Origin of the sequence: Roseburia sp. AF22-2LB (assembly GCF_003461125.1) — a bacterium.
Lineage (GTDB): Bacteria > Bacillota > Clostridia > Lachnospirales > Lachnospiraceae > Roseburia_C > Roseburia_C amylophila.
In genome coordinates, this window is record NZ_QTWM01000009.1 from 36,270 (window position 1) to 58,897 (window position 22,628).

Annotated in this window: 28 protein-coding genes and 2 pseudogenes; all 30 read right to left on the bottom strand. The window is 37.0% G+C overall.

Annotation, left to right across the window (positions count from 1 at the left end; genetic code table 11):
* Positions 1-40: 40 nt before the first annotated feature.
* The 30 genes and pseudogenes from DWX96_RS12125 to lysS all read right to left on the bottom strand — a co-directional run bounded on the left by DWX96_RS12125 (position 41) and on the right by lysS (position 22,612).
* A complete protein-coding gene (locus DWX96_RS12125) occupies positions 41-451 on the bottom strand; it encodes a peptide deformylase (RefSeq protein WP_118057635.1) in 411 nt (136 codons plus the stop codon).
* Between the two features lie 265 nt (positions 452-716).
* Positions 717-911, bottom strand: coding sequence for a hypothetical protein (locus DWX96_RS12130; protein WP_118057634.1), 195 nt, complete (start codon positions 909-911; stop codon positions 717-719).
* An 8-nt stretch (positions 912-919) separates the two neighbouring features.
* The gene (locus DWX96_RS12135) at positions 920-1,144 is read right to left on the bottom strand and encodes a hypothetical protein (protein ID WP_117841920.1); all 225 of its coding nucleotides are present in this window, start codon (positions 1,142-1,144) and stop codon (positions 920-922) included.
* Positions 1,145-1,285: 141 nt separating this feature from the next.
* Positions 1,286-1,555: a hypothetical protein gene (locus tag DWX96_RS12140; protein ID WP_176935823.1), complete on the bottom strand. Its 270-nt coding sequence runs from the start codon at positions 1,553-1,555 to the stop codon at positions 1,286-1,288.
* Positions 1,556-1,587: 32 nt separating this feature from the next.
* A complete protein-coding gene (locus tag DWX96_RS12145) occupies positions 1,588-2,403 on the bottom strand; it encodes a sugar phosphate isomerase/epimerase family protein (protein ID WP_118057633.1) in 816 nt (271 codons plus the stop codon).
* A 910-nt stretch (positions 2,404-3,313) separates the two neighbouring features.
* A complete protein-coding gene (locus DWX96_RS14435; protein ID WP_197420826.1) occupies positions 3,314-3,775 on the bottom strand; it encodes a hypothetical protein in 462 nt (153 codons plus the stop codon).
* 46 nt (positions 3,776-3,821) lie between these two features.
* Positions 3,822-4,037 (bottom strand): hypothetical protein, encoded by a 216-nt coding sequence (locus tag DWX96_RS12160; protein ID WP_118057631.1) that lies wholly within the window; start codon positions 4,035-4,037, stop codon positions 3,822-3,824.
* A gap of 169 nt (positions 4,038-4,206) precedes the next feature.
* Complete coding sequence (locus DWX96_RS14290) at positions 4,207-4,350, bottom strand: hypothetical protein (RefSeq protein ID WP_156454677.1); 144 nt, start codon at positions 4,348-4,350, stop codon at positions 4,207-4,209.
* 126 nt (positions 4,351-4,476) lie between these two features.
* Complete coding sequence (locus tag DWX96_RS12165; RefSeq protein WP_118057630.1) at positions 4,477-5,259, bottom strand: arginase family protein; 783 nt, start codon at positions 5,257-5,259, stop codon at positions 4,477-4,479.
* Complete coding sequence (locus DWX96_RS12170; RefSeq protein ID WP_118057629.1) at positions 5,256-5,867, bottom strand: VWA-like domain-containing protein; 612 nt, start codon at positions 5,865-5,867, stop codon at positions 5,256-5,258. Before DWX96_RS12170 ends, DWX96_RS12165 begins: the two co-directional genes overlap by 4 nt.
* Positions 5,868-5,915: 48 nt before the next feature.
* Positions 5,916-6,164 carry a helix-turn-helix domain-containing protein gene (locus DWX96_RS12175; protein WP_278336409.1) on the bottom strand — a complete coding sequence of 83 codons (249 nt, stop codon included), beginning with the start codon at positions 6,162-6,164 and terminating at the stop codon, positions 5,916-5,918.
* 94 nt (positions 6,165-6,258) lie between these two features.
* Entirely contained in the window at positions 6,259-7,194 is a 936-nt protein-coding gene (locus tag DWX96_RS12180; protein WP_118057627.1) for a Fic family protein, read from the bottom strand.
* A 478-nt stretch (positions 7,195-7,672) separates the two neighbouring features.
* Positions 7,673-9,049: a sensor histidine kinase gene (locus tag DWX96_RS12185; protein WP_118057626.1), complete on the bottom strand. Its 1,377-nt coding sequence runs from the start codon at positions 9,047-9,049 to the stop codon at positions 7,673-7,675.
* Positions 9,037-9,699, bottom strand: coding sequence for a response regulator transcription factor (locus DWX96_RS12190; RefSeq protein ID WP_118057625.1), 663 nt, complete (start codon positions 9,697-9,699; stop codon positions 9,037-9,039). The genes DWX96_RS12185 and DWX96_RS12190 overlap by 13 nt, the downstream gene beginning before the upstream one ends.
* A 14-nt stretch (positions 9,700-9,713) precedes the next feature.
* Positions 9,714-10,454 (bottom strand): lantibiotic immunity ABC transporter MutG family permease subunit, encoded by a 741-nt coding sequence (locus DWX96_RS12195; RefSeq protein WP_118057624.1) that lies wholly within the window; start codon positions 10,452-10,454, stop codon positions 9,714-9,716.
* A gap of 1 nt (position 10,455) precedes the next feature.
* Entirely contained in the window at positions 10,456-11,187 is a 732-nt protein-coding gene (locus DWX96_RS12200) for a lantibiotic immunity ABC transporter MutE/EpiE family permease subunit (RefSeq protein ID WP_118057623.1), read from the bottom strand.
* A complete protein-coding gene (locus tag DWX96_RS12205; RefSeq protein WP_117697413.1) occupies positions 11,180-11,893 on the bottom strand; it encodes a lantibiotic protection ABC transporter ATP-binding protein in 714 nt (237 codons plus the stop codon). Before DWX96_RS12205 ends, DWX96_RS12200 begins: the two co-directional genes overlap by 8 nt.
* An 87-nt stretch (positions 11,894-11,980) precedes the next feature.
* Complete coding sequence (locus DWX96_RS12210; RefSeq protein ID WP_117697445.1) at positions 11,981-12,604, bottom strand: GNAT family N-acetyltransferase; 624 nt, start codon at positions 12,602-12,604, stop codon at positions 11,981-11,983.
* Between the two features lie 19 nt (positions 12,605-12,623).
* A complete protein-coding gene (locus DWX96_RS12215) occupies positions 12,624-13,205 on the bottom strand; it encodes a TetR/AcrR family transcriptional regulator (protein ID WP_118057622.1) in 582 nt (193 codons plus the stop codon).
* Between the two features lie 390 nt (positions 13,206-13,595).
* Positions 13,596-13,934 carry a hypothetical protein gene (locus DWX96_RS12220; RefSeq protein WP_117684373.1) on the bottom strand — a complete coding sequence of 113 codons (339 nt, stop codon included), beginning with the start codon at positions 13,932-13,934 and terminating at the stop codon, positions 13,596-13,598.
* Between the two features lie 101 nt (positions 13,935-14,035).
* On the bottom strand, positions 14,036-14,230 hold the full coding sequence (locus tag DWX96_RS12225; RefSeq protein ID WP_117691176.1) for a hypothetical protein: 195 nt from the start codon (positions 14,228-14,230) through the stop codon (positions 14,036-14,038).
* Positions 14,231-14,267: 37 nt separating this feature from the next.
* Positions 14,268-14,588 carry a type II toxin-antitoxin system RelE/ParE family toxin gene (locus DWX96_RS12230; RefSeq protein ID WP_117947874.1) on the bottom strand — a complete coding sequence of 107 codons (321 nt, stop codon included), beginning with the start codon at positions 14,586-14,588 and terminating at the stop codon, positions 14,268-14,270.
* A complete protein-coding gene (locus DWX96_RS12235) occupies positions 14,588-14,890 on the bottom strand; it encodes a type II toxin-antitoxin system RelB/DinJ family antitoxin (RefSeq protein WP_199535179.1) in 303 nt (100 codons plus the stop codon). The genes DWX96_RS12230 and DWX96_RS12235 overlap by 1 nt, the downstream gene beginning before the upstream one ends.
* A 54-nt stretch (positions 14,891-14,944) precedes the next feature.
* Positions 14,945-15,916: pseudogene (xerA, locus tag DWX96_RS12240) on the bottom strand (site-specific tyrosine recombinase/integron integrase).
* A 78-nt stretch (positions 15,917-15,994) separates the two neighbouring features.
* Positions 15,995-16,600, bottom strand: coding sequence for a helix-turn-helix domain-containing protein (locus tag DWX96_RS12245; protein ID WP_118057620.1), 606 nt, complete (start codon positions 16,598-16,600; stop codon positions 15,995-15,997).
* Positions 16,601-16,774: 174 nt separating this feature from the next.
* Positions 16,775-17,275, bottom strand: a complete 501-nt coding sequence (locus DWX96_RS12250) for a GDSL-type esterase/lipase family protein (RefSeq protein ID WP_330416190.1) — start codon at positions 17,273-17,275, stop codon at positions 16,775-16,777.
* A 123-nt stretch (positions 17,276-17,398) separates the two neighbouring features.
* The gene (locus tag DWX96_RS12255; RefSeq protein WP_118057619.1) at positions 17,399-18,595 is read right to left on the bottom strand and encodes an ATP-binding protein; all 1,197 of its coding nucleotides are present in this window, start codon (positions 18,593-18,595) and stop codon (positions 17,399-17,401) included.
* Positions 18,596-18,977: 382 nt separating this feature from the next.
* Positions 18,978-19,157 (bottom strand): annotated as a pseudogene (locus tag DWX96_RS14765) (YoaP domain-containing protein); the annotation flags it as partial.
* A 277-nt stretch (positions 19,158-19,434) separates the two neighbouring features.
* Complete coding sequence (locus DWX96_RS12265) at positions 19,435-20,571, bottom strand: Fic family protein (RefSeq protein WP_118057618.1); 1,137 nt, start codon at positions 20,569-20,571, stop codon at positions 19,435-19,437.
* An 82-nt stretch (positions 20,572-20,653) separates the two neighbouring features.
* Positions 20,654-22,612 (bottom strand): lysine--tRNA ligase, encoded by a 1,959-nt coding sequence (gene lysS, locus DWX96_RS12270; RefSeq protein ID WP_118057617.1) that lies wholly within the window; start codon positions 22,610-22,612, stop codon positions 20,654-20,656.
* Between the last annotated feature and the right edge of the window lie 16 nt (positions 22,613-22,628).

Sequence of the window (22,628 nt, forward strand, 5' to 3'; positions counted from 1 at the left end):
TCATGAGCAAAATTTACTCATAATTAACATTCTCTGCTCATTATATTACCACTCCATTGCAGTGGTCGATCTCATGCTGGATAACCTGCGCGGTAAAGCCGAAATATTTTCCATGTTGTGGTTTAAAATCACCATTCAGATAATCCACCTCTATCTCCTGGTATCTTGTGCAGGCTTTGGCTCCATCCAGCGAAAGACAGCTTTCCTCTGTACTGTAGCCGCCTGACTTCTTCGTAATCACCGGATTCACCATTGCAAATTGAAATGGGCCTGCTGCCACTACAATAATCGCTTTGTTTATGCCAATCATATTTGCTGCCATTCCAACGCAGGTTTCCCGGTTCGCCCGAAGGGTATCCAAAAGGTCTGTTATTACCTGCTTATCTGCAGGCGTTGCCGGTATTGCTTTCTCTGAAAAAATGTGTGTTCCTTTTACTATTTTCCTAACCATAATTTATCTCCAATATCTGAAACTACTCATTGAGCAAAATGCAGACTTTCAAGCCACAATTTTGTTCGCTGCTAATTTAAAATAAATACGTCTGCCTGCTGCAAAGCCTCCTTTGGCATTGCCGTCTGCTCTTTGCGGTTCCAGTATTACGCTGCCTGTTCAAATTCTTCATGTGTCATATAAAGTTCATCCCCTGATTCTGGCTTTATTTTTTTGCCTTTTCTTTTATCCCGTCATTTTACCCTTTTATTTCTCCACGTTTCTTTTATCGATATTCCTGGGATACCTCTAAATAGCTTCGCTTTCCACTGATATAATCTGCATAGGCAAGTTCCGGGTCTTTTCCACAAAATACCGTGCAAAGTCCGCACATCTCGCAGTCTGCAATACATGGAAAAGCATTTTTGATATACTGTCTTCTTTCCGCTTCAGTAGAGGTCTCTATTTCCGGCGCTCTCATATTGCCACCTACCTGACGGTGCCGGAATTGCTCCGGTATTCCTCATTGATTTCCCGCAACTCCTTTACGCCGTTGATATATGGCTCATAAAATGCATCCATGGAACCGCCACCTAAATTATCGCAGCCATTGCAAAAATCACAGGCTCCTCCGCACTGGTTCAGGCCCTCCTGCACGATACGAATCCGCTCTTCCCTGGTTGTATCTTTGATTAAAATACTTTTTATTTCCATTCAGCCATCATCCTCTCCCAACTTTTTGTCTTTCAATATAATTCAAATAATTTCTCTCTTAAGTTAAAGTTTAGCACGAAAAAAGAGGTGCCGCAACCGACACCTCTTGTGGGGTTTTATCCTATTTTCTATTTTAGAATGTTATAAAATATAATGGGACAGGAACTCAAATAATTTCTGATTCGTTTCTTCATTCAGTTCTTCAGCCTGCAGATATTCCGGCAGTGGAATTCCCTGCTGGCATTCTCCGCAAATATCAATGCCAAGTATATTTCCGTTTTCCAGAAAATGCGACAGCAAACGTTCCAGCATCGGAAGTGACATATTCCCCTGACTCCAGTTAGTCTCCGTATATTGTTTATCCAAGATGTCTTTATCTATGGAAATATAAACCGGCAGATTCTTTTTCATTTTCTATATAAAATGGATAGATATCCACCTTATTAACTTAATTCTGTTGTGTTATTCCTAAGCCATTCTGTAATGTCATCAATTACCTTATCCGGATCACAGTAATAACGACGGTCACATATTTCAAACGAAATTGTCCCCTCATATCCTCTGCGCTTCAGATCTTTATAATACTTTTTCATTGGAAAATCTCCGTCTCCGGGAACTGTATGTCCCCGATCGTTAAAATGCACATGAACAAGCTGAGTACCTAAATTATCCATATAGTCATCTATGCTTTCTTCGGCGTAGGTCATCTGATCCAGATCTACCATACCATGTATGTGAGATGAGCCTGTTTCTTCTATCATTCGTTTCAGATCTGAACTTTTTATCAGCACATTTGTTGTTGTTACCTTCAACTCCTCCAGCATCAGCTCCACATTCTTTTTCTCACAATAAGCACCCAACTGCTGCAGAGAATCCCTGCAATACTTCCATGCATCTTCCGGTGACTGATCGAAATATCCAAATCCGGTACTGATCTGAACTTTATGGCAGCCAAGAAATTCCGCCGTATCAATAGCTCGCTGATAATAACGAATACTGGACTCACGTGTTCCTCTATCCTGTGTGCAGAAGTTAACCGGGTATGTACAATTCTCCGGTGTCATTGCCATAACACTTAGGTCTCTTCTCCTAATCTCCTTTTCCAATTCAAGTAATGAAAAAAGGGAATAATCAAATATATTAAACTGTGGTGCACTACAATACAAATCAATACTGTTAAATACTGACTGTTCTACCTTGTCCAGGAATTTCTTCAGCGGATATCTCAAATAATGATAATTCATTGGTGCAAATTTCATTTCTTCCTCCTGTATTCTCCATAATGATTCTAAGATCATGCGCATGTCTTTATTGGTAGTACGTACAATAGTAATTTCATATCTCGCATTTGTTATGTATTACTTTGTATCTGATACAATAGTATATCTGCACAACTTCTTTGTCAATACTATCTATTTTTTTCGTTAAATTGACCAATTTCCATTATTGTTTTTTATTGTATCTGCATAACAAAAATATATTGTAATACATATTCTATTTCAAAATGTATCTTTTTGATACTTGTAAATGTGCTCATAGATGCATTTATCAATATCATCCAACTCATTTTTGTATTATATTGTTATACTAAAAGCATAGAAGTTTGTATTTTATTTTTCAATATTTTTTCTTTTTTTGCTACAAAAGAACAAATCTGCATATACAAATAGTCTCAAATGTATTATTATATATACACAAAAGTATTCAACTATAAAATCAGATTACAATATCTGTTTTTTTATTTACCGGAAAGGAATTTTCATTAAATGGAACTTGATAATGCCATAGCCACACCACTTTATAAACAGCTTGAAAAACTGATTCTGGACAAGATCACCAATGGAACACTTGCCAGATATAGAATTTTGAGTTTTTGGTTGCTTCTCGCGCACCTTTAAAGTCTCTATGCTTTTGATTCGTTCTTCTGCCGGGACTTTGTAAACTATTTTTCCGACATATTGCATTCCTCCTTCTTAGCATTCATAAATATAGGGCTCATAATCATTGCATCTGTATTCTTCAAAATTTTTTCTTTCCTTACAATTTGGACACCAAATATATTTGTGGTGCCCTTTTTCCCTTGCTTCCGCTTTCTTTCTCGAAATTGGAAACTTTAAGCCACAATCTGGGCAAATGCAGGTAGAAATAGTGTATGATTGTCTTTTCATTTTACCAGTCCTCATCAAACTCATCCATGGCATCATCTACTCCATCGGCATAATCCTTGTCATTCTCGTATCTCTCATCGTCATAATCGTCGTCCATATAGATGTCATCATAACCATCGTCATAAGATTGATATGATGATTCACTTCCTGATGTCGATTTATTCGTATAGTTATTGCTATCAGTATAACTATTAGAGCTGCTACCTGTGCTATTCGAAGAATGTTCTTCAGATGAACTATCTGAAGATTTTTTATTATATGAAGGTGTTTCGCTTGATTTACTTTTTTTACTACTCGGCTTGTGTTTATAGCAATATTCACCTTCGTATGCCCTATCATTGTCACAGCCACTCTTGATGCATTTTTCAGATTCATTTGATACATTAATCATTACAACTGCGCATATGATGCAAACAGCCGCTATGGCAATCATTAATACTTGTGTAAATGAATTCTTTTTCATATAGTTTTCCTTCCTTTCTTTGACTTCCATCTTTTAATGCTTAGCTCTACTTTGATGAACCAGAGCAGCATATTGCAATAACAACAAGTACTACAATCACAATAATTAATAATGCCGGTTGTGTAAATAACCATAGCATTGCAAAAATAAGTACTGCTCCGCCGACAAATTTTCCAATTGCAGCTAAGCCTGAGAAATCACCATCACACGCTGCCACAATTGAACCAATTACAAACAGTAAGAGCAATGCTAATATATGCATATATGCCGCCTCCTCCTTGTTCTTTTCCTCATAATAAAAGCCATCCTTGAAAGACTATCGTTTCGTCTTTCTTAGAATGACTCTATTATTGCAAATTACAAGTCCATAAATCTTCTCTTGTGCATCGAATCTTTGTTCTTTAATTGTTTTTTCATTCCTATTGGTCATTTTATTTTTCCACCCTTATCCTTGGCTTATTAGCCTCTCTGCCTTCCAGCCAAGACACTGTAGCATTTGCAAATATTGCGATTTCAACAAATGCAAATATCGCAACGATTATCACCTTCACAATTATCCTTACTGTAATAACCATAATTTCTATCAATTCTTTTTATTATCTTCTGAAGTTCTTCACTTTCAGATTGTATAATGCCGTCACTTTCAACCATCACCTAATAGGAGCGCTTATGGGGGATATCCTATTTTCTACTATGGAATGTTATAAAATATAATGGGACAGGAACTCAAATAATTTCTGATTCGTTTCTTCATTCAGTTCTTCAGCCTGCAAATATTCAGGCAGTGGAATTCCCTGCTGGCATTCTCCGCAGATATCAATGCCAAGTATATTTCCGTTTTCCAGAAAATGTGAGAGCAATCGCTCCAGCATCGGAAGTGACATGTTCCCCTGGCTCCAGTTTGTCTCCGTATATTGTTTATCCAAGATGTCTTTGTCTATGGATATATAAACCGGCAGATTCTTTTTTATTTTGGAAATCTTATTTTTGTCTTCTCTGGTATGAATTTCTTCTGCGGAAAAAGTAAGGAGTTTTTCTGATATTTCTTTACGATTCATCAAGCCATCATTTTCCCGATAAAGCTGCTCTATATCCTTCGCCTGCGGTCCGATTAATACCAGTTGCTGCAACCATGGATTCGTCTCTAACACCTTTTCTGCCCAGTCTCCGCAGCTTGTCATGTGCTCAATCATCGGCTTTTGCATGTCCGTATGATGGTCAAATACAACAAGCTGGAATTCCTTTTGAATCTGGCTTGTCATAATTTCTGTCACATAATGATAATTTCCGGAATCCAGAAAATGGATTCCATGAATTCCATATGGCTTGATTTTTTCTCTGATTTTCTCTTCTGCCTGTCTGGAACAATACAAATCACACTCTTCAATTTCAGAGCAGTCCAGCCAGTGGATGCCGGTATTCTTTGGTATATTTTCATCGCAATATACATGCGAAAAATCTAAAATCAGATGATTGGTTGTCATTGTTGTGCCTTTCTTAGTCTTGCTACTTTTCCAAAGGGTGGATTCACATCTTCATTATCAATCAACCAGAGAACCGGAATATCAAGTATATCTGCTTCTTCTGGAAATAAACCATATCCATCAGTAAATATAATAATGACAGATGGCAGGTCGTGTTTCATATTACTTTTTATATAATGAAACACAACCGTAAAATCAGTACCACCTCCACCATATGGTATTATTTTTTCTAATTCATTAATATTTTCAAACGAAATTGGTGTGGTTACATCTGTATCAAAGAACCCAAGCTTTCCCTTTATTTTACCATTAAATTGCTCAATAACACCTCTAATTTCTGCATATACTGCTTCAAGAGCATCTTGATTTACTGAACCGGAAGTATCTGCCCAAAACAAAATTTCTTTTGTGACAAAATCTCTTTCGTTGAAATCTGGCAAGTCTGAACTGTTATATCCAAACAATATCTCGTTTCTTACGAAATCATAAATGGCAGCTATTTTGTTATATTCATCTAATTCTATCCATTTACGATTTTTTATGAGAGACTGTATACTCTCTACATCGAAATTTAGCATTTTAGTCATTTCAAGATATTTCTTCTCCATAATATCGCCTCTCTTTCTTCTTATGGCTCTATTATAGAAAACAAACCTCTAATAAACTTTCAAAAATTCGCTATCTTTTACTGTACTTCTCACCGGAAGCCCCATCATCCTTTTTACTGTAGATGCAAAATGTGATGGTGAATCAAATCCTGCGTTTAATGCTGCTTCTGTTATCCGTTTCCCAGCTAATAAATCTTGAAATACTCTTTCTAACTGATGCAGTGTTAAATATTTTTTAAGCGTTATCCCTACCTGTTCACTAAACAAATGAGATAATCGGCTTGCTGAAATACACAATTTTCCAGCATATTCCTCTATCGAATGTTCTTCACAACTACATTATTCCAATTAATGACACGATTCGTTCGTTTAGGATATAAATACTTATCTACTAAAACTTACGCCAACACTTCTCTTTCAAAAATGCCTTAATCTCATCTTCATTTCGACCTTCATAATAAGCTACAAGAAGACTCTTGAATTCAGGCACAATATTCTCCGGCACAACTAACAATCCAATACCTTTTCCAATCATAAAATGATTAGCAAAGATAATAGAAGCTCTCTTATTACCATCAATAAAAATCTGTGTCTTCATACAATAAAGCGTAAGCTCAATTGCAATATCAACGTCCTCAAGTCCTGAGTTTATAATTTCATCTATTTTCTCTTTTACATCCAACTCATTTGGAATTGGAGGCACATAGCTTGAACCACCAATCGTAACAGGAACAACTCTAACGGAACCACCATTTTCGAAGAACCCTTCATTTACCAGGCGTGCTATATGACTTACCATATAATAATTGCAAGGAGAAGCCACTACATCCGGATCCACAATAAACTCCCACGCATGCTTCAAATTTAAGATTTTTTGAACATCAGTCGCTTTTACTCCGTTAACTTCGCCATTTTCCAAAATAGTTTCTGTCTGTGGAAATGTAGTGGAAACACCTTCCAATACAGCCTGATCATAAATCAGACTTTTGACATTAGCTCTAGCAAAGTCAATATTAAGCTTTACTCTTGGTGACAGTTCGCTTTCTGTATATCCAAGCTTTGCTAAGTCCTTTTCGATTTTTCTAAGTTGCTTTTTAACCGCTCTTATTTGCTGCGATTGATTAACTGCAAGTGCGTAGAGCTCCTCAGAATATTTATCTATATAATTTGATTTGTATTTTCCAGCTTCTCTTTTTCTAACATAAATATATTTCTGATCATTTACAGTCTTGACTTCAATACTTCCATCAAATGCAGAGATATTAATTTGAGCCTGCAAATCAGCTTTTTCATTTAGTAATCTTTGGATTTCTGTTATATTACTCATTCATCCATCTCCTTTTAGGGTGATTTTATAATTATATATTGGCACTTTTTCACCCTAAATTCAATATATTTTTTAAATCTAGGGTGATTTTTTTATTATATTTTTTTTATATTCACCCTAAATCATATCGGACAGGTTTATTTCTTACTCGCCACCTGTAGAGGTGGGAGTCTTCTCCGATGAGATAAAAATGTTTTAGATTCGTTTCTATCTTTTGTATTCGAAAGCATCCCCTGTGAATTTAGTGCTAATTGTGTTGGATCCTTGGGACATCCGCGATTTACAACTCTAGTAAATGAATCTCCTGTACTAATCATCATAACATCATAATTCCCAGTTTCCTTATTAGTTATTTCAACCATTCGGTAATGATGTTCTTCATTATTAACCCTTGTAATTTTTGAACTTCCACTGTCATCCTTTACATATTAGATAAAAGCATGTAAAATTTCTTTTACATAGCTTAATTGCGGTCTATTTAGCTTGTTTCTTGACTACTCAGGAAAAATATTTCTACCCTCGCCCCACCTGTATTTTCAGAATTTGAAAGTTTAATACCTCCACCATATTTTTCAGCCACAGTTTTTGCAAAAAATAGTCCCATCCCATAATGGGCTTCGCCATTTCTACTTGTGTCATCCATAAAAAACTGCTCTGTGCCATGCAATAATGCTTCTTTTGTAAATCCTGATCCGCTATCCTCCACAATGAATGTCAGCCGGCCATCCTGCTCCTTTGCGTCAATATAAATGATTCCATTTTCTTTTGTATGCTCCACTGCATTCTGAATCACATTCATTACTGCTCGGAACATTGGATCATAAACAATCGTTACCTTTTTATCACTTTGTTCCGCCTTCCAATCTATCTTCTGGTGATAGATTTCTACCAGTCCGAGTGCCTGTTCCTTTATATCTGTGAAAAAATCTTCTAACCTCACCGTTGTATAGGTAACATCACTGCAATTCCATGATTTTGTGACATCTATCAACTGTTTTACATAACTTTGTATCTGTGTTGTGCCGTTCAAAACATAAGTGATATTATTCTTCTGTTCTGTGGTCAGTTCAGTCTCTGAAAGTAGTTCTGCATTTCCCCGTACAATCGTAAGAGGTGTTTTAATATCATGCGCCAAAGCAGACATCTGCTGTTTCTTTTCCTGCTCTGTTTTCCACTGCTTTTCTAAAGATTCTCGCAATGCATCTCGCATATCATCGATTGCCGATAAACAGTCATCAAACTCTTTGATACCGGAACAGGATGTCTCATATTCCAGATTTTGATCCTTTATTTGTCCGATTGCGTCTAATACAGGCTGCATCTGCTTTTTGATTCTTTTTCCAAAACGTATGGACGGAATGATGATAATCGCTACCGCTCCAATCACAGACATAATACTCATCACATTCTGTGGTCCTATAAAATGCTCCCTCAAAAAAGCTGAATGATATTGAGGTGTCAGGCGATATTGCAATACAACATATTCATTTTCCCTTACAATTACTTTATAAAAATATTTCCCGGATGCGTTTCCGTACTTTGCAACATTCCATGCTATCTGTTCGTATTGTTCTGACAGATCTCCACCTATTTTCTCTCCATTCTCTGAAAAGATTACATAATCACAAAGTGCGGGAATCATCTCAGCAGTTACTTTATCCGCATGTAAAATCGTATCATATGCTTCATTAATCTTTTGCTCTGCATAATTCGCCGGATAGATACAGCCCACACTAATCAAAAGGTACAGCAGCAGCCAAGCAACAATCACCAAACCTACTAATGATCCAAGCATGACTAGTACATATCTCATAAAAATCCAGCTGAGTGCATTGCTTCTCTTTACTCTTCCCATTTATATCCAATCCCCCAGACTGTTTTTATCGGTGCATAATCATAATCCGCAAATTTTGCTCTTATATTTTTGATATGCGTGATAATGGTACTGTCATTACTCTCACTGTCAAAACCAAAGACCTCTTCTAAAATCTGTTCTTTCGAGAAAACCTGTCCCCTGTTTTTAGCCAGGAATTCACAGATTTCGTACTCCGCTTTCGTAAGAGGAAGTTCCTTATCATCAACCAATAGTTTCTTTTGAGACATCTGAATGCAGACTCTCCCTAAAACCATCCGGACAGAATGTTCCCTGTGCTCTCTTCTAAGATGTGCATGAATCCTTGCCCGAAGTTCCATCACTCCAAATGGCTTTGAAATATAATCATCTGCTCCTAAAGAAAGTCCGTTTACCAGACTGTTTTCCTCCGTTTTTGCCGTAAGAAACAAAATCGGACAATCCACAAGTGCCCTGATTCTTTTGCATAATTCGAAGCCATCAATTCCAGGCATCATAATGTCCAGTAAAATCAGGTCATAACGATGTAATTCTTCCATATTAATTTTTAGTGGATCACTTACTTTGGTAACCAGATGTCCATCCTTATTCAAAATGCTTTCTATCATTTCCAGAATTGCCGGTTCATCATCAACTGCCAGTATTTTTGCCATAGTTTCCCTCGATTCTATTCCGATATTCTGTTTCCTTCCCAGTGGTTTACCCACCAAAAATAGTATACCATACTAATCACTGTAAATATTAAGCAACCTGGTATGAATGACAACCATTCACCTACACTAGTTTCTCCCAATACAGATTGCAGATAAGTATATGGTACTCTACCCGTCCAGCAGACAAATACATATTTCCACACATAATCTCCAAGTCCGGTAAGCATCAATGCACTAATTAGTCCTGATATAATCCCTGCTCCAATGGATACCCCTTTTCCAAACTGAAAAGCCAGAATCAGCTGCCACAGATAAAGTGGAACACTGCTTCCCCACAGTAGCAATGCTGCAAATATACATCCTTTCATGATTTCGATATCGCTTGATGCGATTCTTCCAAATCCAATTCCGAATATGATTGCTGTCAATAGGATAGAGCACAGACACAAAACCAGTAGCATCAACAGTTTCGATAAAAATGCTGCAGGTTTATCCGGTAAAGACAACAGATTTTGAAAATCACCTGCATTTTGTTCCTGCTCCATCACACTTGCTGTAAAAATTCCAACAAGTACTGGAAGTCCTGCTCCTATTGCCTGATAAAATGCAATCACTTTCATATTTTCATTCCATGGTGAAAAAAGGTAATACACTAAAAATATAACGCTGGTTAGAATCGGAATCAGTACGTGTGCCAGAATCACAGATGTTCCTTTCATCTTTCGCAAGTCTGCATTCAGAGATCTTCCAAGCATCCTATCTCACCTCTCTTCTCTCAAACCATTTCAGAAACAAAAGCGTTGCAAGAACAAACCAGATCATTGAGAGGCAGATCCCCGGAGCAATGACTCCCGTATTCAAAAATGGATTCCCCGATTCTGCCGCAAGACCATTCGGTAAAATATGAAGTAACGGACACATCATTCGCATAGAGATTGCCGAAACAAGTACATACCAGATCCTGGTTTGTGATATTACCACACCGCTGACGGTAATAAACAGACAGACGAACAGGTTTACAATCATTCCAAAGCGTTCGCTTAAAAACAAAGCTACCGGAATCTCCCATAACTCAGAAACCGTCAGAAACAATACTGCAATCAACGCTCCTCCAACTGGAACATGTGTCGTTAGAAGAAAGCCTCCAAGCGTTGCTCCTGCAAACACAATCACATTAGAAAACAAAATCATGTACCCAATATAAATAATTTTCCCCAGCAACAATTTTCTTCTGTCTGTGGGAATGGTCATTAAATGATAGTATTTTATCTTTTTCTCCTGCGCTACAGAAAGATAACAAAATAGAGCAATCATCCCCGGCAGCAAAAGTGTATACCACCAGTTCCAAACACTTTCTGCATAAGCATTTGTCATCCCAAGAGTAAATATAAATGCCATGACAAATGTAAGAAGAGGAAATCCCCAGATAAACTTTTTTCGCATGGTTCTTTTGGCTTTTTGATGTTCTGCTTTTATAATATTAACCATGGATTTCACCTGCTTTCTGGTTTTTTCTTACCACATTCATAAACAAATCTTCAAGATTATCTCCCTGCTTTAATGCTCCTTCGTATCCTAAGATTCCACCTGAAATAATCCCGACTTTATCTGCAAGTAACTGTACCTCTGAGAGAATATGACTGGAGAGAATTACAGTGATTCCCTGTTCCGGAAAAGACCGGATCAGCTCTCGTAATTCCTCGATGCCTATTGGATCTAATCCATTCGTAGGTTCATCCAATATCAAAAGTTCCGGTTCTCCAAGCAATGCCATTGCAATGCCTAGTCTTTGCTTCATCCCCAAAGAAAACTGTCCTGCTTTCTTCTTTCCGGTGTTTGTAAGTGATACAATCTGCAAGACCGCATCAATTCTGTTTTCATCTGTACCAAGCAATAATTGTCTTACCTTCAAATTCTCTCTGGCGGAAAGATTTTCATAAATAGGCGGATTCTCAATTAACGCTCCTATTTTTGATAAATCTTTCCTATCCCAAAGTTTTCCATCAAAGTAAATCTTTCCTGCAGTGGGTTTCATCATACCGGTCAACATTTTCAACGTGGTAGATTTACCAGCGCCATTCGGTCCAAGCAGTCCATAAATCTGTCCTTTTTCTATATTGAGTGAAACATTATTTACCGCTTTCTGCTTTTTAAAATATTTACATAGATTTTGTGTCTGCAACATCATTTCCATCTTTTCTATCCTTCCTTCTATATTTTATTTCTTACTGAAATATAATCTATCAGGGAAAAATAAAGATTTGATGAAGTTTGCTACATTTTAGAAAATCTGTCCCGGAAGTTTTTCCTTCTCCATATACGGGAACTCTCTATCAAATGCCTCCGCTTCCTTTTCATTTACCAGATACCCTGCCGGAGGTGCATACTCTCCTGTAATTCCATTAAGATATCCCGGTATCAGTTCTTCGCACAGAAAAAAAGATGCATCCTCGCCTTCCGGCAATCCATGATAGCGGATGCCAAACTCACTCGCCTGTCTGAATCCGCTTTTTCCATAAAAATCAATATTTCCTTCAAAACATAGTGCTCCGCATCCAAGCTCTTTTGCTTTTTCTAAAGAATAATCCAGTAAAATCTTTCCATAACCCTTCCTTTTAAGCTTCGGTGCAATACAGATCGGTCCCATAGTCATAATGGGAATACTTCTGCCATCATCGGCTGCAATCACAGCCTTCATAAACATGTTCTGTCCAATTAACTGTCCATCTAATGTCATGACAAAATCCAGTTCCGGAACAAATGCGGGATCATTGCGAAGTTTGTGGAGTACATAATGCTCCAGACAGCCTGGTCGATACACATTCCAGAAACTCTCCCTTACCAGATTTTCTACCTCATGGTATTCATTTTCTCTTTCCAATCGAATGATAATATTTTCCTTCATTTTCTTTTTCTCCACTTCTTTATATAATGCTGCTAATACTTTTTTCAAACCGCTCTTTTATTCTTGTTTTATCCTTTGCTCCATCATACAGACTATAGTAGAAAAACATGATGGAATAAAACATGGTTGCTTTTTTATCTGCCTCCACTATCCCCATGCTCTTGAATAAATCCTTCACATATTCTGCCGGACCAGACACAAGATACTGCTGATACAATGCCTGCATCTCCTCATTCCGAAACTGCTCTAACGTAAGCATCTTTCGAAATGACGATGCAAAATCATTTTCTGTCCAATACGAAAACATAGATTTACTGTATTCCACGAAATTGTCCGTAGAAATCTCTTCATACTGTTCCGGTTCATTTTCCTTTTTATCAGCAGGCATTTCATGTGATTCTGCCTGTTCGCCATCCCCCTGCTCCATCTTTTTTACAATATGTTCAAAAATATCTCTCTTACTCTCATAATGCCTATACAATGCACCTTTTGTCATGCCAAGCTCCCCCGCAATCTGACTGACAGAAACTGCTTCATATCCATCTCTCGCAAATAAATGTAATGCAACAATCAATATATCTTCCTTTGTAGTTTTTGACATACCCAAACCTCCTGTTCATAAAATAAACGACCGTTTACATTTTGTTTGTAGTAAACGGCCGTTTATTTGTCAAGTCAGATATCTCTACACATTTTTACATAACTTTTTTATGATAATTTTGTCTTTAATGGGAAACAGATGTCAATCTCCATATAACCATCTTCCTCTATCTTCCGATAAATATCAATAATCGGTCGCTCATCCAGCTCATTCTTTCCCTTAGGAGGACTCATAAACAAGGGGAAAACGATATAACACGATACAAGATGTAATGGAAAGGATACCAGTGAAAAGTTTAGTATTTTCAAGGGGGCGACGAGATTTTTATAACAAGATATAACAGTTATTAAATCCTTTAAAAATCGTCATCTGAAAACTGAAAGTTTCCATTTATTTCTTTTTGCGGTATTTGGGTTCAATACCTACTACATACGCTACCATAGCCGCAATACTAATAAGCATTGCACCCAATATAGGTATAATAATCAAACCCGAATTCTGCCCATCTAATAAAGGCAATCCAATTAACGTAAACAAAACACCATACACGCACCACAATATGCCCAAAGCACGATTATAGCCTTTCACATCTTCTATGGGCGCTACCTCAGCATTTGCCCAAAAACCGAAAGGTTTTGCTTTCTTGGAATTAAAATCATAAATGCCCATTACAATAAATAATACGCCGATTATTACCCAAATAACAAATGCTATTAATCTTCCTTCCATAATATGTATCCTTTCTTTGTAGTTCTGTAAATTCAAAGCTTCGCGAGCTTTGTACTTTCTTTAATTTTCTCAGTATTACTGAAAGTTTCAAGTGGAAATTATCAAATCAATTTTTTCGCATTATCTGCATTCAATTCAACATATCCACATTTTGGACATACATAACATGAAACAGTACTATTCTTTTCATTCTCAAAGATACCGTTTTTCTTATTAGTTAAATAAACAACCGTACCTACTGCATCTCCTTTTAATTTTGCTTTAATCATTTCCTCTTTACATCTTAAACAATCCATCTTTATTCCTCCATAAACTTCAAATAAACGCGTGCTTTTATAGCTCGCCTCTCAAACGTGCTTCTATATCAGATGCCGTGTATAACACATCCGTTACAATTACCCTTTCGTCACGGATTGTATAAAACACTGAATAATTATCGACGAGCATTCTACGCAACTCCATTCTCTTTTCCGGCTCAGAATCCATAATCCTAAATCGTTCTGGGAAAGTGTCTAATGTAAGTATTTCATCAGCAATGCTATTATATTGCCCCATTGCATTATCTGGAGCAAGCAAATCTATAGCAATATAATTGTATATATCTTCCATATCCTGCAAAGCTTCTTTTGTAATCTCTACCTTATATTGCTTCATTAATGCCTCTCTCTAAATGCCACAAACGCACTAGCTGCATCCTCAACATTTCCTTTCTCTATATCGGCATATCCTTTTTCTAACTTTTGATGAATCTGTGTAACAGACATCGTATCTGCATTCACTGAATTAGCTGCTTTTGGTAATACAATAGAAAAGGGAATTCCTCCTACTAATGATATTTGTTTTAAATACATATCTATAGCAGTAGCCATTGGTATCCCTAATTGTGCCAATACACTTTCTGCATTTTTTTTTACATCTGGATTTACTCTTATATTTAATGTTGCTGTTTTTCCCATAGAATACACCTCCATCTTTCTTTTATTGTAACGTCTTTTGCGTTACAAGTCAATCTATGAAATATATTTTCGATGCGATAGCTTCACATTGTTTTGATTAACCATTGCATATCTGAGCGTTGTATCTATTTGCTCATGTCCCAGAATTTTCTGTACCTGTTCAATCGGCATACCTTTCTCAATTGCTCTGGTGGCCATCGTCCTTCTAAACTTATGTGGGTGTACCTTTTCTACACCTAACTTCTTCCCCATTTCTCGTAATCGTAACTCCACACCGCTTTAAGTAAGTCTACTGTGTGGTTTGTTTAACGACACAAATAACGCTATATTATTATCTGTCCTTGATTCAATATAATTCAACAAATGAATTTTGGTCTTAGCATCAAAATATGCTTTCCTCTCTTTGTCTCCTTTGCCATAAACCACGCATTCCCGCTCAGAGAAATCTATATCATCAATGTTCATCCTTACCAATTCGCCTACTCTAATTCCTGTTGAAAGCAGAAAATCAATCATTGCCCTATCACGCAGATTATTACAATTATCTCTAAGAATTTCTATTTTCTCATCTGGAATGGTATCTTTTACAATAACGGCAGTCTTTACCTTATGAATTCTTTTCATTGGGCTTTTTATAATATAGTCCTCTTCCTCTAGCCACGAAAAAAATGTGGAAAGACTTCTACGAATATTATCAATAGTTACCTTTCCACAATTATTTATCGTTTGATACTCTACAAGATATTTTCGTAGCATCTCGGTCGTTATCTTTATGACCGGAATATTTATTGTATCCAACATCTTTTCAATATTACACCTATAATAGCGTATTGTTTTGTCAGAACACCCTTCTAAATGCTTTGCAGTTAAAAACATATCTAGAAAGTCCATATTCGTTGTCTGCAAATAATCAGATACAGTATTTTCAGATAACCGTTTTGCTAACACCTCTTGTAGTTTCTGCATCTGCGATGCATTTAATACTTCTGCCATGTCATTGATGATGTCATAAATTTCTCTACTCATAAGAGCACACTCCTTTTTGAAGGAGTATATCGTAGAAAAATCAGCACATCAACAGAGCGTATTACTGAAAGTTTCACCTTATCTGGTTAAAACATGTTTGCAATATTTTGTACATCCACATTTTGGACAAGTTAACTTTCTTTTGGTAATTGTATGAGGTCCCATAACATAGGATTTCATATCAGGAACAAATCGCTCCTTGCATTCAGGACATTCAAAGGCTCCTGCTTCTCTATCTAATACACATGCAATAGCGATTCCCATTACCATTATTACAAATCCAATCCCCATCAATAGCACTCTAGTCCATACCTGCATTTCAAACATTCCCGCAACAACAAATAAAGGTACTGCTGCAACAATTACCAAAACACTAACCATTGCAGACATTATAATCTTCTTTTTACTCTCTTGAGCTTCTTTCACTAAATTCACCATATTTTCCTCCGCTTTCTTTTTATAATCCATCGCTTGCAATCTTTCACCAGATAGAAGTTCATTTACTGTAATTTCTAGTTCATTGCAAAGTGGAAGTAACAATGATACTTCTGGGAAACCATTACCCCTTTCCCATTTTGAGATTGTTTTATCGCTGATACTAAGCTTATCTGCCAATTCCCGTTGAGTATATTTTTTTGCTTTTCTTTCTTCAGCAATAAATTTACCTATTTTAATTTGGTCCATAGGTTCGTGTCCTCCTTTCTGGATTCATTGTATAAATTCCTACTGTTTATTTACACCCACGTAACGTAGAATATGGTGAGTTTTAGCGGTTTCTATGCTCCGTAGAGTTGTAATTTACTTAAAAAAATTCCGATTTGTTTACTTTTTGTTCCACTAATAAAACCCTTTCATGAATTACAAATAAGGCTTTAAAAACTTAAAAACATTCAAATATCCATTTGCATACATATGTACACCATCAATGGCATACTCCGATTTCTGTTCACCATGTTCATCAACAAGTGCTTCATTACAATCAAGGTAACGACAACCGTATTTTTCTGCTATTTCTTTTAATCGATGATTACATAATATAAGATTTTCAGGAGTACGGAGTTTCATCCATTGGATTGATTGTTCTGTCTGCCATGGCAGGTGAAGATTTGCAGGATAAAACCCCCTGATAAAAATTTCCACATCTGGAATACGGAATTTGATAATTTCCATGATTCTACAGATATTATCCATTAAATGTAACATCCACTGATCTCCAAATCGTTCTTTTGTAATATCATTAGTACCGATATTGATAAATATCTTTGATGGCTCAAGATCTAAAAGCAATGTATCGATATTTTCCAGAAACTCATCTGTATTCAATCCACTAACGCCGCGATTATATATCTTATATATCACTTGTTCAATACCCTAGCTTCGTGCAATTTCACAGACAGGAAACATTTCCATCAAGGATGATCCTGTAAAAAGGATTTGTCCTGTTGACTCCCGATTTTCTTAATTATATAAACTGGAATTCATCTATCTGCATCGCAGCCATCTGCAAATATCGACCACCTGCACACCCTGATAATCATAAGTTTCATGATGTGTCCTTGCAATTACCATCTTAGGATATGCATCTCGTATTGCAAGCAATGGCGAATATTCCCTCTCAAATGTTGTTTCATCTGAAATATTGTCACTTACCTGAATGTATATCAGTGTGTCTCGTTTCTTTGCTACAAAGTCCACTTCTTTTTTATAAAGTTTACCAACATATACCTCATAACCTCTCCTTCGTAACTCCAGATAAACAATATTCTCATAAACCCTTCCAAAGTCCATATTTCGTGTACCATTGACTGCATATTGAAATGCTGGATCACAAAGATAAAACTTACTATTGTTTTCGAGATATTTTTTCCCCTTTAGGTCATACCGTTTTGCCTCATAAAATAGAAATGCGTTCTCTAAATAACCAATGTATTTTGATACTGTCTTTCTGGTAATCTCTCTTTGGTCATTATTTAATGTCTTGCAGATATTATTGGGAGAAAGTAGGTTGCCAATATTATCCATCATAAATTCAGATATACTGGCAAACTCTGATGTATTTCTTATTCTATATTTCTCAACCAAATCTCTTATAAGAATAGTCCCATACACATCTCTGATATAATCATACTGTCTATCCTCTGTCTTATATACATAAGCTCCCGGCATACCACCGGTTCGGACATACTGATCAAATGCATCATCATACCCATCCGTAATTCCATAATAAGTCAGATATTCCACAAAAGAAAAAGGATATACCTTTATTTCCATCGTTCTTCCAGTAAAAAGTGTTGCCAGATCTGAACTTAACAAAAATGCATTTGATCCGGTAACATAAATATCATAGATTCCTTTTGTATAAATACTATTGATTGCAAGTTCGAACTGAGGGCACATCTGAACCTCATCAATCAATAATACGTTATTCATTCCTTCTTTATATTGACCCAGGATATACTTATGCAATGCATGATATTCCAGTAAATGATCAAACTCTAATTCCTGAAGGTTTATCATTACAATATTGCTCTTTTCCTCTAACGACTGCAGATAAGTGATAAATTCCTGCAGCAAAACAGACTTGCCGCTCCGTCTGATGCCCGTGATTACTTTTATATCTGGCGTCCCATATAATTCAATCAATTCATCTAGATACTTTTGCCTTACCATAAACTGCATATCACTATCTCCTATTCCCATTTTTTTAAATTTCTTTATATTTTGGTAATACATTTCATGCATATTCTAGCACAGTCAGCTGCTTCTGTCATTATTCTATTCCCATTTTTCTCAAATAATTCATTTTCTGGTAATGGCATTTTCTTATAGAACAAAAAAGCAGCAGACATTTCGTAAGCACATGGTTTGACGTTTCTTCCTAAAACAGACCACTCTGATTGCAGTTTAAATAGACTATCTTCACACCATTCATTTTAAATCTCGCCTCTGCATTGCCCTGTGGATACGGCTTCTTCCTGCTGTAACTGCAATCCATGACACCATTCTATTTCAGCGTATGAATATCCTCAACCTACGGAGAGTAGAGTTCGAATTTGCTCATTTATTTTTCCATCCCATCCAGAAGCTTTATAAATCTTTTATCATTCATCTGCTCATTCGTAAGGTATTCTCCATTATAAAACAATGCATAGGTTGTAACCGGTGTCGGAGCATTTTGTGCTTCTTCTTTCGTTTCCAATCTGGTTGCCTGAAACGGAACCTCTCTTTCCCTGGCAACTTCAAGAACACGGTATGTGTGCAAATGATGAAAAATTTGTGCAAAAAAAGAGGTGCTGCATTGTGCAAACACCTCTTTAGATAGATTTTTAAACGATTCTAAATTTCTATTATCTGCTCCACTTTTTTCTGAATATTGTCTAAGTTATCATGAAATATCTTAGTATAGTCCAATTTATTTATCCTTTAACCCATAACATTGGTACAACATATCTCTCATTTTTTCATTGAAAATTATAGCCCAAAAAGGCATTTTTGTTCAATGAACTTAATCTGTTAAATTACATCTTAAATTTATATTTTCCTTTTCCGTGACCGGATACTGGTTCAATAATATCTGCCTGCACCAAATTGGAAAGAAGTTTTGAAGCACCTGAACCTTTTAGCTCAAGAAGCTCCATAACTGCACTTCTTCCAAACACCTCATCAAAGCCAAACTTTTCAAAAAGTCTATGAATATGAACTGTCGTTTTTACTGAAAAATCACTACCTTTTTCGGAAAGCACACTTTCAATATCCACTTTTGTTTCTTGAATGTCCACTTTTTCATTCTCAATATCCACTTTCGAATCTCCAATGTCCACTTTTTCTTCGTTCAAAAGTCCACTTATATGAAGATTTCGATTATGAAGCTCATTTTTCTCGTTCAAGAGCAGATTTCTGAGAAACGCTTCCAGATACTCCGTTGTTTCGTGAATGCCTTTTTGCAGATTCGTATAATTTGCACGGACAAGTGCATTTCTAAAATACCACGCATTTTCCGCAAATATATCATTTGTTACAGAAAAGCCAAGTGTCCCGAGATACTTGATAAAGAATACTGCCGTTGTCCTTGTGTTACCCTCACCGAAAATGTGGATTTGCCACAATCGTGAAACAAACACTGCAAGATGATGGATAATCTCATCCATCGAAAGTCCTTTATAGCTGAAATCCCTTTCCTGTGAAAAATCATATTCAAGCGTCTCTCTCAATTCTGATGCACTTCCATACATTACAGTTGTGCCATCAAGTACCCACTCTTTTTTCGTAATATTGTAATCTCTGATTTTCCCGGCATGCTTATATATTCCCTGAAAAAGTTTACGATGGATAGAGATATATTCATTCGGAGAAAAGGAAAATGCTGTTTCAGAAAGTATCCCTGCAATACGGGAAGATACCTTATCCGCTTCTTCTGTACGTTCCTCATCCGAAAAATGCACAGGTTTTTCCCCATAATAGCTGTCAATAAGGCTCTGTGCTTCCTTTATCGTGATTTTACCCTCAATGTTCTGAATTGCAGTATCAATCAAATATTTTGATGGTTTCAGTCCGTCTACAGCCTGAAGTCCGATTGCTGTGCTCCAGACATAGCTTTTGCCTGCTTTATCTGGTTCTGCCTCTTTCAGATATTCTTTAAATGGATCTTTTTCCATACCCGCTACCTCAATTCATATGCATTACCTTTATGGCAAAATCCCCCACCAGTAACCTGATGGGGAATATCTATTTTTATTCTTAATATAATTTTGCACCAGCAGGAATATGGTTATCAACCATAAGAAGATGAAGTTCTTCATCTTCTGAATCCTTAAGGTTATTTACTGCTGAAAGTAACATACCACAGGATTCGATTCCCATCATCTTTCTTGGTGGAAGATTGGTGATAGCGATCAGTGTCTTTCCAACCAGTTCTTCCGGCTCATAGTAAGCATGAATGCCAGAAAGGATGGTACGGTCTGTGCCTGTTCCGTCATCAAGTGTGAACTGTAACAGTTTCTTTGACTTAGGAACTGCTACACACTCTTTTACCTTAACAGCTCTGAAATCTGACTTACTGAATGTATCGAAGTCTACTTCTTCCTCAAATAAAGGCTCAATCTTTACGTTGGAAAAGTCAATCTTTTCAACCGGTTCTGCAGCCTGCGCAGAAGCAGTGCCTGCAGCCTGTACTTCGTTGTTGTTAGATGCCTTAGCTGCCTTTTTATCGGAATCAAGACTCTTCATCGTCGGGAAGAGCAATACGTCACGGATTGCCGGTGAATCTGTCAACAGCATAACCAGACGGTCAATTCCATATCCGATTCCACCGGTAGGCGGCATTCCGATTTCCAGTGCGTTCAAGAAATCTTCGTCGGTATGGTTTGCTTCCTCATCACCGGCTTCGAATGCGGCATCCTGTGCTGCAAAACGCTCACGCTGGTCAATCGGGTCATTTAACTCGGAATATGCATTACACATTTCCCATGTATTGATAAATAATTCAAAACGTTCTACCTTGGTTGGGTCAGACGGTTTCTTCTTGGTAAGCGGAGAAATTGCTACCGGATGATCCATGATAAAGGTCGGCTGAATCAGTTCTTTCTCACAGAATTCTTCGAAGAAGAGGTTGATGATATCACCCTTGGTATGACGCTCTTCGAATTCAATGTGATGTTCTCTTGCCAGCGCCTTTGCAGCTTCATCATCTGCTACGGTATCAAAATCGATGCCGGCATATTTCTTGATGGCATCGTTCATGGTCAGACGCTCAAAAGGCTTTCCAAGGTCGATTTCAATGCCATTGTAAGTAATCTTTGTAGTGCCGCATACTTTTTCTGCAAGATAACGGAACATGCTCTCGGTAAGTTCCATCATGCCTTCATAATCAGTGTATGCCTGGTATAACTCCATCAATGTAAATTCCGGATTATGGCGGGTATCAACACCTTCGTTACGGAATACCCGTCCGATTTCGTAAACACGCTCCAAGCCACCAACAATCAGTCTCTTTAAGTATAACTCAAGAGAAATACGGAGCTTTACATCTTCATTTAATGCATTGTAATGTGTTTCAAACGGTCTTGCGGCTGCTCCACCTGCATTGGAAACCAGCATAGGAGTCTCAACTTCCATGAAGTCACGTCCAGCTAAGAAATTACGGATTTCCTTGATAATCTGGGAACGTTTGATGAAAGTCTGCTTGGATTCCTGATTCATGATAAGGTCTACATAACGCTGACGATATCTGATATCGGTATCAGTAAGTCCGTGGAACTTCTCCGGTAAAATCTGTAAGCTCTTGGATAATAAAGTTACCTCAGATGCATGGATAGAGATTTCTCCGGTCTTGGTCTTAAATACCTTTCCTTTGATTCCTAAAATATCTCCGATATCATATTTCTTGAAATCTTTATAGGAATCTTCTCCGACTTCGTCTCTTGCGACATATGTCTGGATGCTTCCCTTTAAATCCTGTACATTACAGAAAGAAGCTTTTCCCATCACACGTTTGAACATCATACGGCCTGCGATAGATACCTCTTTTCCCTCAAAAGCATCAAAGTCGTCTTTGATATCTGTGCTGTGGTTTGTTACATCATATTTGGTTATCTGGAACGGATCTTTTCCATTTTCCTGAAGTTCTTTTAACTTATCACGGCGCACCTTGATTAACTGGTTAATATCCTGTTCCTGTACGTTCTTCTGTTCCGCCATCTTTGTTCTCCTAATC

What these genes read in the sequence shown, in the direction of transcription:
- DWX96_RS12220 (WP_117684373.1), bottom strand. Translation starts at nt 13,934, where the DNA reads ATGGAAGGAAGATTAATAGCATTTGTTATTTGGGTAATAATCGGCGTA.
- DWX96_RS12130 (WP_118057634.1), bottom strand. Translation starts at nt 911, where the DNA reads ATGAGAGCGCCGGAAATAGAGACCTCTACTGAAGCGGAAAGAAGACAG.
- DWX96_RS12140 (WP_176935823.1), bottom strand. Translation starts at nt 1,555, where the DNA reads ATGAAAAAGAATCTGCCGGTTTATATTTCCATAGATAAAGACATCTTG.
- DWX96_RS12205 (WP_117697413.1), bottom strand. Translation starts at nt 11,893, where the DNA reads ATGGAAATGATGTTGCAGACACAAAATCTATGTAAATATTTTAAAAAG.
- DWX96_RS12265 (WP_118057618.1), bottom strand. Translation starts at nt 20,571, where the DNA reads ATGGAAAAAGATCCATTTAAAGAATATCTGAAAGAGGCAGAACCAGAT.
- DWX96_RS12245 (WP_118057620.1), bottom strand. Translation starts at nt 16,600, where the DNA reads ATGGACCAAATTAAAATAGGTAAATTTATTGCTGAAGAAAGAAAAGCA.
- DWX96_RS12195 (WP_118057624.1), bottom strand. Translation starts at nt 10,454, where the DNA reads ATGCTTGGAAGATCTCTGAATGCAGACTTGCGAAAGATGAAAGGAACA.
- DWX96_RS12145 (WP_118057633.1), bottom strand. Translation starts at nt 2,403, where the DNA reads ATGAAATTTGCACCAATGAATTATCATTATTTGAGATATCCGCTGAAG.
- DWX96_RS12225 (WP_117691176.1), bottom strand. Translation starts at nt 14,230, where the DNA reads ATGGATTGTTTAAGATGTAAAGAGGAAATGATTAAAGCAAAATTAAAA.
- DWX96_RS12210 (WP_117697445.1), bottom strand. Translation starts at nt 12,604, where the DNA reads ATGAAGGAAAATATTATCATTCGATTGGAAAGAGAAAATGAATACCAT.
- DWX96_RS12125 (WP_118057635.1), bottom strand. Translation starts at nt 451, where the DNA reads ATGGTTAGGAAAATAGTAAAAGGAACACACATTTTTTCAGAGAAAGCA.
- DWX96_RS14435 (WP_197420826.1), bottom strand. Translation starts at nt 3,775, where the DNA reads ATGAAAAAGAATTCATTTACACAAGTATTAATGATTGCCATAGCGGCT.
- DWX96_RS12190 (WP_118057625.1), bottom strand. Translation starts at nt 9,699, where the DNA reads ATGGCAAAAATACTGGCAGTTGATGATGAACCGGCAATTCTGGAAATG.
- DWX96_RS12165 (WP_118057630.1), bottom strand. Translation starts at nt 5,259, where the DNA reads ATGACAACCAATCATCTGATTTTAGATTTTTCGCATGTATATTGCGAT.
- DWX96_RS12200 (WP_118057623.1), bottom strand. Translation starts at nt 11,187, where the DNA reads ATGGTTAATATTATAAAAGCAGAACATCAAAAAGCCAAAAGAACCATG.
- DWX96_RS12185 (WP_118057626.1), bottom strand. Translation starts at nt 9,049, where the DNA reads ATGGGAAGAGTAAAGAGAAGCAATGCACTCAGCTGGATTTTTATGAGA.
- DWX96_RS12135 (WP_117841920.1), bottom strand. Translation starts at nt 1,144, where the DNA reads ATGGAAATAAAAAGTATTTTAATCAAAGATACAACCAGGGAAGAGCGG.
- DWX96_RS12160 (WP_118057631.1), bottom strand. Translation starts at nt 4,037, where the DNA reads ATGCATATATTAGCATTGCTCTTACTGTTTGTAATTGGTTCAATTGTG.
- DWX96_RS14290 (WP_156454677.1), bottom strand. Translation starts at nt 4,350, where the DNA reads ATGGTTATTACAGTAAGGATAATTGTGAAGGTGATAATCGTTGCGATA.
- DWX96_RS12180 (WP_118057627.1), bottom strand. Translation starts at nt 7,194, where the DNA reads ATGAGTAATATAACAGAAATCCAAAGATTACTAAATGAAAAAGCTGAT.
- DWX96_RS12255 (WP_118057619.1), bottom strand. Translation starts at nt 18,595, where the DNA reads ATGCAGTTTATGGTAAGGCAAAAGTATCTAGATGAATTGATTGAATTA.
- DWX96_RS12170 (WP_118057629.1), bottom strand. Translation starts at nt 5,867, where the DNA reads ATGGAGAAGAAATATCTTGAAATGACTAAAATGCTAAATTTCGATGTA.
- lysS (WP_118057617.1), bottom strand. Translation starts at nt 22,612, where the DNA reads ATGGCGGAACAGAAGAACGTACAGGAACAGGATATTAACCAGTTAATC.
- DWX96_RS12230 (WP_117947874.1), bottom strand. Translation starts at nt 14,588, where the DNA reads ATGAAGCAATATAAGGTAGAGATTACAAAAGAAGCTTTGCAGGATATG.
- DWX96_RS12215 (WP_118057622.1), bottom strand. Translation starts at nt 13,205, where the DNA reads ATGTCAAAAACTACAAAGGAAGATATATTGATTGTTGCATTACATTTA.
- DWX96_RS12235 (WP_199535179.1), bottom strand. Translation starts at nt 14,890, where the DNA reads ATGGGAAAAACAGCAACATTAAATATAAGAGTAAATCCAGATGTAAAA.